The sequence below is a fragment of the Streptomyces sp. NBC_00012 genome (assembly GCF_045040875.1).
Taxonomy (GTDB): Bacteria; Actinomycetota; Actinomycetes; order Streptomycetales; family Streptomycetaceae; genus Streptomyces.
The window spans coordinates 3,666,507-3,681,267 of sequence record NZ_CP108309.1 but is presented as its reverse complement, the minus strand read 5'-3'; the positions used below and the strand labels follow the sequence as shown (position 1 = coordinate 3,681,267).

The following is a 14,761-nucleotide window of genomic DNA, read 5'->3' as shown; positions in this document are numbered from 1 at the left end:
GTCGGCGTGAGCCGGGCGTGGCGTGAGGGGCACTGTCCGATTGGGCGGTGCCCCTTCTTGCGGGATCGGTGAACCGATCGCCTTCCGGGCGGTGCCCGGGCACGTCCGGCCCGGTCTTTCGGCTGCCTGCGCCGCCCTGCCGATCCCGCGCCGCCGCAGTACCCCGGTCCCGACGCCCACAGTGGCCGAGAGGCTTGCCAGCGCCGCCGTCCGGGCCTCGGCTCCGCTCCCACGGTCTGTGCCCCGCCCGAGCGGCGGGTGCACGGACCGTACCCTTGTCCCGTGCAGGAACTCCATGACGCCCCCCTCGCCCCCCTGACCACCTTCCGGCTGGGCGGTCCCGCCTCCCGCCTCCTCACGGCGACGACCGACGCCGAGGTGATCGAAGCCGTGCGTGAGGCCGACGAGAGCGGCACCCCGCTCCTCGTCATCGGCGGCGGCAGCAACCTGGTCATCGGCGACAAGGGCTTCGACGGCACAGCCCTGCGCATCGCGACCAGGGGCTTCGTGCTGGACGGCACGACGCTGGAGCTCGCCGCCGGCGAGATCTGGACGGACGCCGTGGCCCGTACCGTCGAAGCCGGTCTCGCGGGCGTCGAGTGCCTGGCCGGAATCCCGGGCTCCGCGGGTGCGACACCGATCCAGAACGTCGGCGCGTACGGCCAGGAGGTCTCCTCCACCATCACGGAGGTCGTCGCCTACGACCGGCGCACCGAGGAAACGGTCACCATCTCGAACGCCGAGTGCGAGTTCTCGTACCGGCACAGTCGTTTCAAGGCAGAACCCGACCGTTTCGTGGTGCTGCGTGTCCGCTTCGAGCTGGAGGACGCGGGCGGTCTGTCCGCACCGCTGAGGTACGCCGAGACAGCCCGCGTCATGGGCGTCGAACAGGGTGAGCGGGTGCCCGCGGCGGCCGCCCGGGAAACCGTACTCGGGCTCCGCGCCGGCAAGGGCATGGTGCTGGACCCGGAGGACCACGACACCTGGTCGGCGGGCTCGTTCTTCACCAACCCGATCCTGGAGGAGGCGGAGTACGAGGCGTTCCTCGCCCGCGCCAAGGACCGGCTCGGCCCGGAGACGACGCCCCCCGCCTTCCCCGCGGACGGGGGACGCGTCAAGACCTCCGCGGCCTGGCTGATCGACAAGGCCGGATTCACCAAGGGATACGGCACGGGACCGGCCCGCATCTCCACCAAGCACACCCTCGCCCTCACCAACTGCGGCGAGGCGACCACCGAGGACCTCGTCGCACTCGCCCGCGAGGTCGTCGCTGGAGTCCGCGAGGCATTCGGCGTCACGCTCGTCAACGAACCGGTGACGGTCGGCGTGAGCCTCTAGGGACTCTCAGTACGCCACGCCCACGCCCTGCTTCACCGATGCCGGTTCGTCGACCAGTGCCAGCATCGCGTGGGCCACATCGGCCCGCGCGATGGTCCTGCCACTGCGCGGAGTGCCGCCGATGGCGGTCCGGTACTTTCCCGTCAGCGGCCCGTTGGTGAGCTTCGGCGGCCGTACGGACGTCCAGTCCGTCGCGCTGCGGGCAAGCGCGGCCTCCATCTGCGTCAGGTCCGCGTAGACCTCCTTGAGCATCGCGCCGACCACCTTGCGGACCAGCCGGTCCAGCAGCGGGTCGTCGGCCGGCCGCGGGCCGACCGGGGCCGCGCTGACCACCAGCAGCCGCCGCACCCCTTCCGCTTCCATCGCCGTCAGCACCGATCCGGTGAGCCGCTCGGCGACCCCGTCCGCCTTCCGGCCGCGCGAGCCGAGTGCGGAGAGCACCGCGTCCCGGCCCGCGACCGCCTCGCGCAGCACCTCCGGCTCGTCCATGCGCGCGACCGTGTGCACCTGTACGTCGGAGAGGGGGACGGGCAGCCGCGCCGGGTCACGGACCACCGCCGTCACCTCGTGGCCCGCCGCCACCGCCTGGCGGACGATCTCCTGACCGACGCCGCCCGTGGCGCCGAACACCGTGATCCTCATTGCGCACTCTCCCAGGGTGGGTAAGTATTCACTCACCCATAGAGTGAGTGGACACTCACCACCTCGTCAAGCTTCGTTGGAGTGCACATGGAGCAGAAGCCGGCCCGCGTCCGCATCATCGACGCCGCCCATCAGCTGATGCTCACCATCGGCCTGGCCCGCGCCACGACCAAGGAGATCGCCAGAGCCGCAGGCTGCTCGGAGGCCGCGCTCTACAAGCACTTCACGAGCAAGGAAGAGCTGTTCGTCACCGTGCTCAAGGAACGGCTGCCCAGGCTCAACCCGCTGCTGAAGCAGCTCATCGCGTCCCCGGGGTCGGGGGAGCGGACCGTCGAGCAGAACCTCACCGAGATCGCCCGCCGGGCCGCGCTCTTCTACAAGCAGGTCTTCCCGATCGCCGCCTCGCTGTACGCCGAGCCCAGACTCAAGGAACGCCACGACGACGCGATGCGGGAGCTCGGTACCGGCCCGCACATGCCCATCAGGGGCCTGGACGCCTATCTGCGCTCCGAACAGGCCGCCGGCCGGGTCCGGGCCGACGCGGACACCTACGCGGCCGCGTCGCTGTTGCTGGGAGCCTGTGCCCAGCGGGCCTTCGCCTACGAGGCCACGGCGGACGGGGAACCGCCTCAGACCCTCGACGAGTTCGCCGCCTCCATGGCGAGGACGCTGATGCGGGGCATCGGGGCGTAACCCCGCGGACCCGCCCCGCGCTACCCCGCGGGCTTCGCCAGCCAGTCGTCGACGCCCGCCAGGAGCTGGGCCTGCACCGCGGCCGGCGCGGCGGAGCCCCGTACCGACTGCCGGGCCAGTTCGGCCAGCTCCTCGTCCGTGAACGCGTGATGACGCCGCACGAGGTCGTACTGCGCGGCCAGCCGCGAACCGAAGAGCAGCGGATCGTCCGCGCCCAGCGCCATCGGCACCCCGGCCTCGAACAACTGGCGCAGGGGTACGTCGGCGGGCTTCTCGTAGACGCCCAGCGCCACGTTCGACGCCGGGCACACCTCGCAGGTCACCCGGCGCTCCGCCAGCGTGCGCAGCAGCCGCGGGTCCTCGGCGGCCCGTACGCCGTGCCCGATCCGGGCCGCGTCGAGGTCGTCCAGGCAGTCCCGCACGCTGGAGGGGCCGGACAGCTCGCCGCCGTGCGGCGCCGCCAGCAGGCCGCCCTCCCTGGCGATGGCGAAGGCCCGGTCGAAGTCCCGGGCCATCCCGCGGCGCTCGTCGTTGGAGAGCCCGAATCCGACCACACCCCGGTCCACGTAGCGCACCGCGAGCCGGGCGAGCGTCCGGGCGTCCAGCGGATGCTTCATCCGGTTCGCCGCGATCACCACCCGGATCGGCAGCCCCGTCTCGCGCGACGCGCTGTCCACCGCGTCCAGGATGATCTCGATCGCCGGGATGAGCCCGCCGAGCAGCGGTGCGTACGAGGTGGGGTCGACCTGGATCTCCAGCCAGCCGGAGCCGTCCGCGACGTCCTCCTGGGCCGCCTCGCGCACCAGCCGCTGAATGTCCTCGGGGGCCCTGAGACAGGACCGGGCGATGTCGTAGAGCCGCTGGAAGCGGAACCATCCGCGCTCGTCCGTGGCCCGCAGTTTCGGCGGCTCGCCGCCGGTCAGGGCATCCGGCAGGTGCACGCCGTACTTGTCGGCGAGTTCGAGCAGGGTCGTCGGCCGCATCGACCCGGTGAAATGCAGGTGCAGGTGGGCCTTGGGCAACAGCCGTACATCACGCTCCATTCCAAGATCCTGCCGCACACCGGGGGTCCAGCGGTAGCCACTTTCCCCATCGAGTTGACCCTCGAACAAGCAACCGGCCCCCGGCAGGGCCGGGGGCCGGTCACTGAATTCAGCAGTTGCTAGGCCTTGGCCTCGCCCAGCAGCTTCTGGAGCCGCGAGACGCCCTCGACGAGGTCCTCGTCGCCCAGCGCGTACGACAGGCGCAGGTAGCCCGGCGTGCCGAAGGCCTCGCCCGGTACGACCGCGACCTCGGCCTCGTCCAGGATCAGCGCTGCCAGCTCGACCGAGGTGGCCGGGCGCTTGCCGCGGATCTCCTTGCCGAGCAGCTCCTTCACCGAGGGGTACGCGTAGAACGCGCCCTCGGGCTCCGGGCACAGCACCCCGTCGATCTCGTTGAGCATCCGGACGATGGTCCGCCGGCGCCGGTCGAAGGCGGTACGCATCTCGGCGACCGCGTCCAGGTTCCCGGAGACGGCGGCCAGCGCGGCCACCTGGGCCACGTTGGAGACGTTGGACGTGGCGTGCGACTGGAGGTTGGTCGCGGCCTTGACGACGTCCTTCGGGCCGATGAGCCAGCCCACCCGCCAGCCGGTCATCGCGTACGTCTTGGCGACGCCGTTGACCACGATGCACTTGTCGCGCAGCTCGGGCACGATCGCGGGCAGCGAGGTGAACTTCGCGTCGCCGTAGACCAGGTGCTCGTAGATCTCGTCGGTCAGCACCCACAGGCCGTGCTCGACGGCCCAGCGGCCGATCGCCGCGGCGTCGGCCTCGCTGTACACGGCACCGGTCGGGTTCGAGGGCGAGACGAACAGGACGACCTTCGTGCGCTCGGTGCGCGCCGCCTCCAGCTGCTCGACGGAGACCCGGTAGCCGGTGGTCTCGTCGGCCACGACCTCCACCGGGACACCGCCGGCCAGCCGGATCGACTCGGGGTAGGTGGTCCAGTACGGGGCGGGGACGATGACCTCGTCGCCCGGGTCGAGGATCGCGGCGAACGCCTCGTAGATGGCCTGCTTGCCGCCGTTGGTCACCAGGATCTGCGAGGCGTCGACCTCGTAGCCGGAGTCGCGCAGCGTCTTCTCCGCGATGGCGGCCTTGAGCTCCGGGAGCCCGCCTGCCGGGGTGTAGCGGTGGTACTTCGGGTTGCGGCAGGCCTCGACCGCGGCGTCGACGATGTAGCCGGGGGTCGGGAAGTCGGGCTCACCGGCACCGAAGCCGATCACCGGACGGCCGGCGGCCTTGAGGGCCTTGGCCTTGGCGTCGACGGCGAGGGTGGCGGATTCGGAGATCGCACCGATGCGGGCGGAGACCCGGCGCTCGGAGGGGGAAGTTGCAGCGCTCATGGTCCCCATGGTTCCAGACCGTGATCCCAGTCGGCACAGCGGTTTCAGGGACCGGACACGACTCGGACAGCATGCGGACAACATGCGACCAGGAGCGGTCGGGACCTATCTGTTCGACGCCGGGCCGCTGAACACGTACACTCACCTGTCGTTGGCCTTCACCAGCCACACCGTTCCTGCACCTGGACCATCCGGGGAGATGCGGTAGGTTGGTGGAAACCACAAAGGGTCGTAGCTCAATTGGTAGAGCACTGGTCTCCAAAACCAGCGGTTGGGGGTTCAAGTCCCTCCGGCCCTGCTACACACTCCTTCGCCAGGATGTGTGCGCATGTACGTACTTCTATGCACCGCCGTGCGGCTCCACCGGGCGCGGCACGGCCATGACCCGGAATCAGGTGAGAAGCGTGACGGACGCCGTGGGCTCCATCGACATGCCTGATGCCGAGGATGAAGTACCCGAGTCGAAGAAGAAGACCCGGAAGGGCGGCAAGCGCGGAAAGAAGGGCCCTCTGGGCCGCCTCGCGCTGTTCTACCGTCAGATCGTCGCCGAGCTGCGCAAGGTCGTCTGGCCGACTCGCAGCCAGCTGACGACATACACCAGTGTGGTGATTGTCTTCGTCGTCGTCATGATCGGTCTGGTTACCGTGATTGACTTCGGATTCCAGCGGGTCATCAAGTACGTCTTCGGCTGATCCCGCGGAGGGCGCCTCATGGGCGCCCCTTTCGCATGTTCCACCCATTTGTAACCAGGAAGAAGCAGCCACCGTGTCTGACCCGAACCTGAACGACGCCGACGAGCCGACGGCGGGCGCCTTCGAGTCCGCCGAGGACGAGCTCGACATCGTCGAGGCGGCGGACGCCGAGGAGCCGGACCAGGCCGAAGCTGCCGACGCCGCCGCAGGTGAGCCCGCCGAGCAGGCCGCCCTGCACGTCGAGGACGAAGAGGAAGAGGCCGCGGAGGCCGGCGCCGAATCCGAGAGCGACGAGGACGACGAGGAAGAGGCCGAGCCGGCCGAGCCCGTCGACGCCGTCACCGCCCTGCGCGACGAGCTGCGCGGCCTTCCCGGCGAGTGGTACGTCATCCACACGTACGCCGGTTACGAGAAGCGTGTGAAGGCCAACCTGGAGCAGCGCGCCGTCTCGCTCAACGTCGAGGACTTCATCTACCAGGCCGAAGTGCCCGAGGAAGAGATCGTCCAGATCAAGAACGGCGAGCGCAAGAACGTCCGCCAGAACAAGCTCCCGGGCTACGTCCTGGTGCGCATGGACCTGACGAACGAGTCCTGGGGCGTCGTCCGCAACACCCCCGGCGTCACCGGCTTCGTGGGCAACGCCTACGACCCGTACCCGCTGACCCTGGACGAGATCGTCAAGATGCTCGCCCCGGAGGCCGAGGAGAAGGCCGCCCGCGAGGCCGCCGAGGCCGAGGGCAAGCCGGCTCCGGCCCGCAAGGTCGAGGTCCAGGTGCTCGACTTCGAGGTCGGCGACTCGGTCACCGTCACCGACGGCCCGTTCGCGACGCTGCAGGCGACGATCAACGAGATCAACGCCGACTCGAAGAAGGTCAAGGGCCTCGTCGAGATCTTCGGCCGCGAGACCCCGGTCGAGCTCAGCTTCGACCAGATCCAGAAGAACTAGCGGCTTCCCGCCAATTTCTGGACATATGCCTACCGAGCAGGTCAGACCGGCTGAGAAGCCCGTCTGACCTGCTCGGTTTTTGGTCGCGCAGCTATACCCGTTATCGTTGTGCGGTATGCCTCCATCCGGATGACCGGAAGGCGGCGAAACACTCTCACTAGGACCCGGAGAGAGCAATGCCTCCCAAGAAGAAGAAGGTCACGGGGCTTATCAAGCTCCAGATCAACGCCGGTGCGGCCAACCCGGCCCCGCCGGTCGGCCCCGCGCTCGGCCAGCACGGCGTCAACATCATGGAATTCTGCAAGGCCTACAACGCCGCGACCGAGTCGCAGCGTGGCATGGTCGTGCCGGTGGAGATCACGGTCTACGAAGACCGTTCCTTCACCTTCGTGACCAAGACTCCGCCGGCCGCGAAGCTGATCCTCAAGGCCGCGGGCGTGGAGAAGGGCTCCGGCGAGCCGCACAAGACCAAGGTCGCCAAGCTGACGGCTGCCCAGGTCCGTGAGATCGCCACGACGAAGCTCCCCGACCTGAACGCCAACGACCTCGACGCCGCGTCGAAGATCATCGCTGGCACCGCCCGTTCCATGGGCATCACGGTCGAAGGCTGATTCAGCCCCTCACATCCCCAGTGGTAGGGCCAAGCGCTGGCCCGCACCACGACTCCACACCCTGAAACCAACAGGAGTAGAAGTGAAGCGCAGCAAGAACCTCCGCGCTGCGGACGCCAAGGTCGACCGGTCGCGCAACTACGCGCCGCTCGAGGCCGTCCGTCTCGCCAAGGACACCGCCTCCACCAAGTTCGACGGCACCGTCGAGGTCGCGTTCTGCCTGGGTGTCGACCCGCGCAAGGCCGACCAGATGGTCCGTGGCACCGTGAACCTCCCGCACGGCACCGGCAAGACCGCCCGGGTCCTGGTCTTCGCGACCGGTGACCGTGCTGCGGCCGCGGAAGCCGCGGGCGCCGACATCGTCGGCGCCGACGAGCTCATCGACGAGGTGGCGAAGGGCCGTCTGGACTTCGACGCCGTCGTCGCCACCCCGGACCTCATGGGCAAGGTCGGCCGCCTCGGCCGGGTGCTCGGTCCGCGTGGTCTGATGCCGAACCCGAAGACCGGCACCGTCACCCCCGATGTCGCGAAGGCTGTCAACGACATCAAGGGCGGCAAGATCGAGTTCCGCGTCGACAAGCACTCGAACCTGCACTTCATCATCGGCAAGGTCTCGTTCGACGACACCAAGCTGGTGGAGAACTACGCAGCGGCGCTGGAGGAGATCCTCCGTCTGAAGCCGTCCGCCGCCAAGGGCCGCTACATCAAGAAGGCCACCCTGGCCACCACGATGGGCCCCGGCATCCCGCTGGACGCCAACCGCACCCGTAACCTCCTCGTCGAGGAGGACCCGGCCGCCGTCTGAGCCCCAGCGCTCGGCAGCAAGCCGCGTCACGTGTGACATTGACGGGCCCCGCAACCTTTCGAGGTGCGGGGCCCGTCCTTGTATCCGTATTGCCAGAGGCTTGTCGTACCCGTGCGTTAGCGTGAGGCACCGACAGAGCCGAACGAGGGGTGGAAGCTGACATGAGGACCAGTACCGTGCGACGCGTGTGTCTGTCGGTGGCGGCGGCAGCGGCGCTGACATCGGTCGCGGCCTGCAGCGGATCGGACAGCGGCAAGAGCGACAACAAGGGCAGAGGCGTAGTCAAGGCCGACCCGATCGCCGCGCTGCTCGATGTGCAGAAGAAGACCGGTGGGGAGAGCTCGGCGAAGGTCGAGGGCACCACGCAGATGGGCGACACCATGTCCATGGAGCAGACCGGCACCATCGACTGGAGCGACGGCCTCACCGGCGCCATGGAGATCACGTACACCGGTGGCAGCATGGCGGACGCCATGAAGCAGAGCGGCGGCACCGGCACGATGCAGGCCCGCTACTTCAAGGACGGCTACGTCGTCAACATGGGCGACGGCTTCGCGAAGCAGACCGGTGGCAAGCACTGGATCCACTACGGCTACGCCGATCTCGCCAAGATGGCGGGCGCCTCCGGCGAGGCGATGAAGCAGCAGATGCAGAACACCACCCCTGACCAGGGCGTGAAGTCGCTGCTGGCCTCCGGTGACGTGAAGAAGGTCGGCAAGGAGGACGTCCGGGGCGTCTCCACCACGCACTACTCCGGCACCGTCGACGTTGCCGCGCTGACCGCGAAGAACTCCGAGCTCGACGCCGATCAGCTGGAGCAGCTGAAGAAGCAGCTGAGCGACGCCGGCATCACCACGGAGACGGTCGACATCTGGGTCGACGACAACGACCTGCTGGTCAAGAAGAGCGAGCGCGGCCAGATGAAGACCGGCGAGCTCAACTCCACGGTGTACTACAGCGACTACGGCACGAAGGCGTCCGTCGAGCAGCCCCCGGCCTCCGACACGGTCGACTTCGCCGAGCTCCTGAAGCAGCAGCAGGGGGCGGGCTCGGGCACGTCCTGAACCACCCGCACCGCCGCTCGGCCCAGTACTCGAACTGCCGCCGTCGCCCGCAGGACGGCCGCGCGGCAGACGACCACAGGGCCGAGCGGGACGGATTTGCTCGGCGCGACCCCGGTCGCGTATTCTCCTACAGAAGCCAAAGACCGCTGGTCGTTGCTGTGCTCTCGCAAGAGAGAACAGCAACCGAAGGATCCGTTGAGTACGGGCGACCTGCGCAGGTGACTGTGGAAAGCTCCCGGGTTTGTTCGGTCGAGCTACGCCCTGGCGCCTGCGCCGGGGCGTTTCGTCTTTCCCGGCCCCTTCTGAGCGGTCCTCATCACCCGGAAGGAGGCCGACGCTCATGGCAAGGCCCGACAAGGCTGCCGCGGTAGCCGAGCTCGCGGACCAGTTCCGCGGCTCGAACGCCGCCGTGCTGACCGAGTACCGGGGTCTCACCGTGGCGCAGCTCAAGACGCTGCGTCGTTCGCTCGGTGAGAACGCCCAGTACGCCGTGGTGAAGAACACGCTGACCAAGATTGCGGCCAACGAGGCCGGGATCACTTCGCTGGACGACCAGTTCACTGGTCCGACGGCGGTTGCCTTCATCACCGGTGACCCGGTGGAGTCGGCGAAGGGTCTTCGTGACTTCGCCAAGGAGAACCCGAACCTGATCATCAAGGGCGGTGTCCTTGATGGCAAGGCGCTGTCCGCCGATGAGATCAAGAAGCTTGCGGACCTCGAGTCCCGCGAGGTTCTGCTCAGCAAGCTGGCCGGTGCCTTCAAGGGCAAGCAGTCTCAGGCTGCTTCGCTCTTCCAGGCGCTGCCGTCGAAGTTCGTCCGCACCGCGGAGGCGCTTCGCGTCAAGCTCGAAGAGCAGGGCGGTGCCGAGTAATTCGGCTCGCGCAATGATCGTCGCCCACTAGGGAGACGGTCGCAGCGGGCCGAACGTACGCCCGCCTACATGTACATCCGGCACCTGCCGAATTAGTGGAAGGACGCCATCATGGCGAAGCTGTCCCAGGACGACCTGCTCGCGCAGTTCGAAGAGATGACCCTCATCGAGCTCTCCGAGTTCGTGAAGGCCTTCGAGGAGAAGTTCGACGTCACCGCCGCTGCGGCCGTCGCCGTCGCCGGTCCGGCCGGCCCGGGCGCCGTTGCCGAGGCCGTCGAGGAGAAGGACGAGTTCGACGTCATCCTCACCGGCGCCGGCGAGAAGAAGATCCAGGTCATCAAGGTCGTGCGTGAGCTGACCTCGCTGGGTCTGAAGGAGGCCAAGGACCTCGTCGACGGCACCCCGAAGCCGGTCCTCGAGAAGGTCGCCAAGGAGGCCGCCGAGAAGGCCGCCGAGTCCCTCAAGGCCGCCGGCGCTTCCGTCGAGGTCAAGTGACTCAGGGAGTCTGCTGACTCCTCCTGACGCCTCCTGCCGTATGGCAGGGACGTCACATCACGAAGGGCGATCACCCATCCGGGTGGTCGCCCTTCGGCGTACCCGAGGCGGCTGCCTTGCTCTTCCGGTGGCGACGAGTATGGTGATCTTCGCCGTTGCCTCTCCGGGGCGGCCGACCGGCGCCGGGAGGCGGTCGGGTGAGGACCTCGGGGCGTTGTCCCCGCAGGGGGGCCTTGACGAACCGCACGCGGCGCGCAATTCTCAGGACGCGTCGTCATATCGATCCGAATCCGAGGCATGGATCGTGGGCGAAGCGGGCAGTAAAGAAGAGCGCACCACGCGCAAGGGCTAGCCATAGGTGTTGAGAACAGCTGTTGAGAGCAACGTGGGTCTCTGAGAACCCCGACTGGACATCAGTGTGCCGTTTGGCTACACTGACCCTTTGCGCTGCCTGTTAGCTGCCTCCTGCCCGTCACCAGGGGCATGCCCTCGCTTGAGCACCGATGACTGATCGTCTCTGACCTGGCCTTATCCGGTCGAATCAGGAACCGACTGTCACCGTGTCCGGCTTGGGACCGGTACGCGCGTAGTGAGTCCGAGCCCTCGGAAGGACCCCCTCTTGGCCGCCTCGCGCAACGCCTCGACCGCGAATACGAACAACGGTGCCAGCACCGCCCCGCTGCGCATCTCCTTTGCAAAGATCAAGGAGCCCCTCGAGGTTCCGAACCTCCTCGCGCTGCAGACCGAGAGCTTTGACTGGCTCCTCGGCAATGCCGCATGGAAGGCTCGCGTCGAGGCTGCTCTGGACAGTGGACAGAACGTCCCGACCAAGTCCGGCCTGGAAGAGATCTTCGAGGAGATCTCGCCGATCGAGGACTTCTCCGGGTCGATGTCGCTGACTTTCCGCGACCACCGCTTCGAGCCCCCGAAGAACTCGATCGACGAGTGCAAGGAGCGCGACTTCACGTTCGCGGCCCCGCTCTTCGTCACGGCTGAGTTCACCAACAACGAGACCGGCGAGATCAAGTCCCAGACGGTCTTCATGGGCGACTTCCCGCTCATGACCAACAAGGGCACCTTCGTCATCAACGGCACCGAGCGTGTCGTCGTGTCGCAGCTGGTCCGCTCGCCGGGTGTCTACTTCGACTCCTCCATCGACAAGACGTCCGACAAGGACATCTTCTCCGCCAAGATCATCCCGTCCCGGGGTGCCTGGCTGGAGATGGAGATCGACAAGCGGGACATGGTCGGTGTCCGCATCGACCGCAAGCGCAAGCAGTCCGTCACCGTTCTCCTGAAGGCTCTCGGTTGGACGACCGAGCAGATCCTGGAGGAGTTCGGCGAGTACGAGTCCATGCGCGCCACCCTGGAGAAGGACCACACCCAGGGCCAGGACGACGCGCTGCTCGACATCTACCGCAAGCTGCGTCCGGGTGAGCCGCCCACCCGTGAGGCCGCTCAGACGCTGCTCGAGAACCTTTACTTCAACCCGAAGCGTTACGACCTCGCGAAGGTCGGCCGCTACAAGGTGAACAAGAAGCTCGGCGCCGACGAGCCGCTCGACGCCGGTGTGCTCACCAGCGACGACGTCATCGCGACGATCAAGTACCTGGTCAAGCTGCACGCCGGTGAGACCGAGACGGTCGGCGAGTCCGGCCGCTCGATCATGGTCGAGACCGACGACATCGACCACTTCGGCAACCGTCGTATCCGCAACGTCGGCGAGCTGATCCAGAACCAGGTCCGTACGGGTCTCGCCCGTATGGAGCGCGTCGTGCGCGAGCGCATGACCACCCAGGACGTCGAGGCGATCACGCCGCAGACCCTGATCAACATCCGGCCGGTCGTCGCCTCCATCAAGGAGTTCTTCGGCACCAGCCAGCTGTCCCAGTTCATGGACCAGAACAACCCGCTGTCGGGCCTGACGCACAAGCGTCGTCTCAACGCCCTCGGCCCGGGTGGTCTCTCCCGTGAGCGGGCCGGCTTCGAAGTCCGTGACGTGCACCCCTCGCACTACGGCCGCATGTGCCCGATCGAGACGCCCGAAGGCCCGAACATCGGTCTGATCGGCTCGCTGGCCTCGTACGGCCGGATCAACGCGTTCGGCTTCATCGAGACGCCGTACCGCAAGGTCGTCGACGACCAGGTCACCGACGAGGTCGACTACCTGACCGCCGACGAGGAGGACCGCTTCGTCATCGCGCAGGCCAACGCGCCGCTGACCGACGATCTCCGGTTCGCCGAGTCCCGCGTGCTGGTCCGCCGCCGTGGCGGGGAGGTCGACTACGTGCCCGGCACGGACGTCGACTACATGGACGTCTCGCCGCGCCAGATGGTGTCCGTCGCGACCGCGATGATCCCCTTCCTGGAGCACGACGACGCCAACCGTGCCCTCATGGGCGCGAACATGATGCGTCAGGCGGTGCCGCTGATTAAGTCGGAGGCCCCGCTCGTCGGCACCGGCATGGAGTACCGCTGCGCCACCGACGCCGGCGACGTGCTCAAGGCCGAGAAGGACGGTGTGGTCCAGGAGGTCTCCGCGGACTACATCACCGTGACCAACGACGACGGCACGTACACCACGTACCGCATCGCCAAGTTCATGCGCTCCAACCAGGGCACCTCGGTCAACCAGAAGGTTGTCGTCTCCGAGGGCGACCGGGTCATCGCCGACCAGGTCCTCGCCGACGGTCCGGCCACCGAGAACGGTGAGATGGCCCTCGGCAAGAACCTGCTCGTGGCGTTCATGCCGTGGGAGGGTCACAACTACGAGGACGCGATCATCCTGTCGCAGCGCCTCGTGCAGGACGACGTCCTCTCCTCGATCCACATCGAGGAGCACGAGGTCGACGCCCGTGACACCAAGCTCGGCCCGGAGGAGATCACCCGGGACATCCCGAACGTCTCCGAGGAGGTCCTCGCCGACCTCGACGAGCGCGGCATCATCCGTATCGGTGCCGAGGTCGTCGCCGGCGACATCCTCGTCGGCAAGGTCACGCCCAAGGGTGAGACCGAGCTGACCCCCGAGGAGCGCCTGCTCCGCGCGATCTTCGGTGAGAAGGCGCGCGAGGTGCGCGACACCTCGCTGAAGGTGCCGCACGGTGAGATCGGCAAGGTCATCGGCGTCCGCGTCTTCGACCGCGAAGAGGGCGACGAGCTGCCTCCGGGCGTGAACCAGCTGGTTCGCGTCTACGTCGCGCAGAAGCGCAAGATCACCGACGGTGACAAGCTCGCCGGCCGTCACGGCAACAAGGGCGTCATCTCGAAGATCCTGCCGATCGAGGACATGCCGTTCCTGGAGGACGGCACCCCGGTCGACATCATCCTCAACCCGCTGGGTGTCCCGTCCCGAATGAACCCGGGACAGGTCCTGGAGATCCACCTCGGCTGGCTCGCCAGCCGCGGCTGGGACGTCTCCGGCCTCGGTGACGAGTGGGCCAAGCGCCTGCAGGCCATCGGCGCCGACCAGGTCGCCCCCGGCACCAACGTCGCCACCCCCGTCTTCGACGGTGCGCGCGAGGACGAGATCTCAGGTCTCTTCGAGGCCACGATCCCGAACCGCGACGGCGACCGCCTGGTGCAGCCCTCCGGCAAGGCCCAGCTGTTCGACGGCCGCTCCGGCGAGCCGTTCCCGGACCCGGTCTCGGTCGGCTACATGTACATCCTGAAGCTGCACCACCTCGTCGACGACAAGCTGCACGCTCGTTCGACGGGTCCGTACTCCATGATCACCCAGCAGCCGCTGGGTGGTAAGGCTCAGTTCGGTGGTCAGCGATTCGGTGAGATGGAGGTGTGGGCCCTTGAGGCATACGGCGCCGCATACGCCCTCCAGGAGCTCCTGACGATCAAGTCCGACGACGTGACCGGCCGCGTGAAGGTCTACGAGGCCATCGTCAAGGGCGAGAACATCCCCGAGCCGGGCATCCCTGAGTCCTTCAAGGTGCTCATCAAGGAAATGCAGTCGCTCTGCCTCAACGTGGAGGTGCTGTCCTCGGACGGCATGTCCATCGAGATGCGCGACACGGACGAGGACGTCTTCCGCGCGGCGGAGGAGCTCGGTATCGACCTGTCCCGGCGCGAGCCGAGCAGCGTCGAAGAGGTCTGACGGGTTGGCCGGCCGGATCTCCGTGATCCGGCCGGCTCTCCCCGGACCCGTTCAGACCATTGCTGAAGTGCCCCGATTTCTCGCCTGACGCGAGGGGGCTCGAACCCCCG

Annotated in this window: 13 protein-coding genes and 1 tRNA gene; 11 read left to right on the top strand and 3 right to left on the bottom strand. The window is 67.7% G+C overall.

All coding sequences use genetic code 11. From position 1 onward, the window contains the following. Positions 1-282: 282 nt before the first annotated feature. Complete coding sequence (locus OHA19_RS16730; protein ID WP_405750660.1) at positions 283-1,338, top strand: UDP-N-acetylmuramate dehydrogenase; 1,056 nt, start codon at positions 283-285, stop codon at positions 1,336-1,338. Positions 1,339-1,344: 6 nt separating this feature from the next. On the opposite strand, the gene OHA19_RS16725 is transcribed toward OHA19_RS16730, so the two are convergent. After that, a complete protein-coding gene (locus tag OHA19_RS16725; RefSeq protein WP_405750657.1) occupies positions 1,345-1,980 on the bottom strand; it encodes an NAD(P)-dependent oxidoreductase in 636 nt (211 codons plus the stop codon). An 87-nt stretch (positions 1,981-2,067) separates the two neighbouring features. Between OHA19_RS16725 and OHA19_RS16720 the strand changes: the two genes are divergently transcribed. Then, positions 2,068-2,673 (top strand): TetR/AcrR family transcriptional regulator, encoded by a 606-nt coding sequence (locus OHA19_RS16720; protein ID WP_405750654.1) that lies wholly within the window; start codon positions 2,068-2,070, stop codon positions 2,671-2,673. 20 nt (positions 2,674-2,693) lie between these two features. Here OHA19_RS16720 and OHA19_RS16715 read toward each other — a convergent pair whose 3' ends face one another. Next, complete coding sequence (locus tag OHA19_RS16715) at positions 2,694-3,716, bottom strand: adenosine deaminase (RefSeq protein WP_405715781.1); 1,023 nt, start codon at positions 3,714-3,716, stop codon at positions 2,694-2,696. A gap of 119 nt (positions 3,717-3,835) precedes the next feature. Then, positions 3,836-5,062, bottom strand: a complete 1,227-nt coding sequence (locus tag OHA19_RS16710) for a pyridoxal phosphate-dependent aminotransferase (RefSeq protein ID WP_405715783.1) — start codon at positions 5,060-5,062, stop codon at positions 3,836-3,838. A 225-nt stretch (positions 5,063-5,287) separates the two neighbouring features. Between OHA19_RS16710 and OHA19_RS16705 the strand changes: the two genes are divergently transcribed. The 9 genes from OHA19_RS16705 (at position 5,288) to rpoB (ending at position 14,651) form a co-directional block, all read left to right on the top strand. Beyond that, a tRNA-Trp gene (locus OHA19_RS16705) sits at positions 5,288-5,360 on the top strand. 106 nt (positions 5,361-5,466) lie between these two features. Beyond that, on the top strand, positions 5,467-5,754 hold the full coding sequence (gene secE / locus OHA19_RS16700; RefSeq protein WP_072485564.1) for a preprotein translocase subunit SecE: 288 nt from the start codon (positions 5,467-5,469) through the stop codon (positions 5,752-5,754). A 73-nt stretch (positions 5,755-5,827) separates the two neighbouring features. Next, positions 5,828-6,700, top strand: a complete 873-nt coding sequence (gene nusG / locus OHA19_RS16695) for a transcription termination/antitermination protein NusG (protein ID WP_405715786.1) — start codon at positions 5,828-5,830, stop codon at positions 6,698-6,700. A 176-nt stretch (positions 6,701-6,876) separates the two neighbouring features. Then, the gene (rplK, locus tag OHA19_RS16690) at positions 6,877-7,311 is read left to right on the top strand and encodes a 50S ribosomal protein L11 (protein ID WP_006126872.1); all 435 of its coding nucleotides are present in this window, start codon (positions 6,877-6,879) and stop codon (positions 7,309-7,311) included. Positions 7,312-7,393: 82 nt separating this feature from the next. Further along, a complete protein-coding gene (gene rplA, locus OHA19_RS16685) occupies positions 7,394-8,116 on the top strand; it encodes a 50S ribosomal protein L1 (protein WP_072485562.1) in 723 nt (240 codons plus the stop codon). 161 nt (positions 8,117-8,277) lie between these two features. After that, positions 8,278-9,180: a hypothetical protein gene (locus OHA19_RS16680; RefSeq protein WP_405750651.1), complete on the top strand. Its 903-nt coding sequence runs from the start codon at positions 8,278-8,280 to the stop codon at positions 9,178-9,180. 340 nt (positions 9,181-9,520) lie between these two features. Next, positions 9,521-10,051: a 50S ribosomal protein L10 gene (gene rplJ, locus OHA19_RS16675; protein WP_266913365.1), complete on the top strand. Its 531-nt coding sequence runs from the start codon at positions 9,521-9,523 to the stop codon at positions 10,049-10,051. Between the two features lie 111 nt (positions 10,052-10,162). Further along, positions 10,163-10,546, top strand: coding sequence for a 50S ribosomal protein L7/L12 (gene rplL, locus OHA19_RS16670; RefSeq protein ID WP_114246089.1), 384 nt, complete (start codon positions 10,163-10,165; stop codon positions 10,544-10,546). A 619-nt stretch (positions 10,547-11,165) separates the two neighbouring features. After that, on the top strand, positions 11,166-14,651 hold the full coding sequence (rpoB, locus tag OHA19_RS16665; RefSeq protein WP_405715791.1) for a DNA-directed RNA polymerase subunit beta: 3,486 nt from the start codon (positions 11,166-11,168) through the stop codon (positions 14,649-14,651). The last annotated feature ends 110 nt before the right edge of the window (positions 14,652-14,761 follow it).

Excerpts from the sequence above, each read along its gene's own strand:
- OHA19_RS16725 (WP_405750657.1), bottom strand. The coding sequence starts at position 1,980 with ATGAGGATCACGGTGTTCGGCGCCACGGGCGGCGTCGGTCAGGAGATC.
- OHA19_RS16720 (WP_405750654.1), top strand. The coding sequence starts at position 2,068 with ATGGAGCAGAAGCCGGCCCGCGTCCGCATCATCGACGCCGCCCATCAG.
- OHA19_RS16715 (WP_405715781.1), bottom strand. The coding sequence starts at position 3,716 with ATGGAGCGTGATGTACGGCTGTTGCCCAAGGCCCACCTGCACCTGCAT.
- OHA19_RS16710 (WP_405715783.1), bottom strand. The coding sequence starts at position 5,062 with ATGAGCGCTGCAACTTCCCCCTCCGAGCGCCGGGTCTCCGCCCGCATC.
- rplK (WP_006126872.1), top strand. The coding sequence starts at position 6,877 with ATGCCTCCCAAGAAGAAGAAGGTCACGGGGCTTATCAAGCTCCAGATC.
- OHA19_RS16680 (WP_405750651.1), top strand. The coding sequence starts at position 8,278 with ATGAGGACCAGTACCGTGCGACGCGTGTGTCTGTCGGTGGCGGCGGCA.
- rplJ (WP_266913365.1), top strand. The coding sequence starts at position 9,521 with ATGGCAAGGCCCGACAAGGCTGCCGCGGTAGCCGAGCTCGCGGACCAG.
- rplL (WP_114246089.1), top strand. The coding sequence starts at position 10,163 with ATGGCGAAGCTGTCCCAGGACGACCTGCTCGCGCAGTTCGAAGAGATG.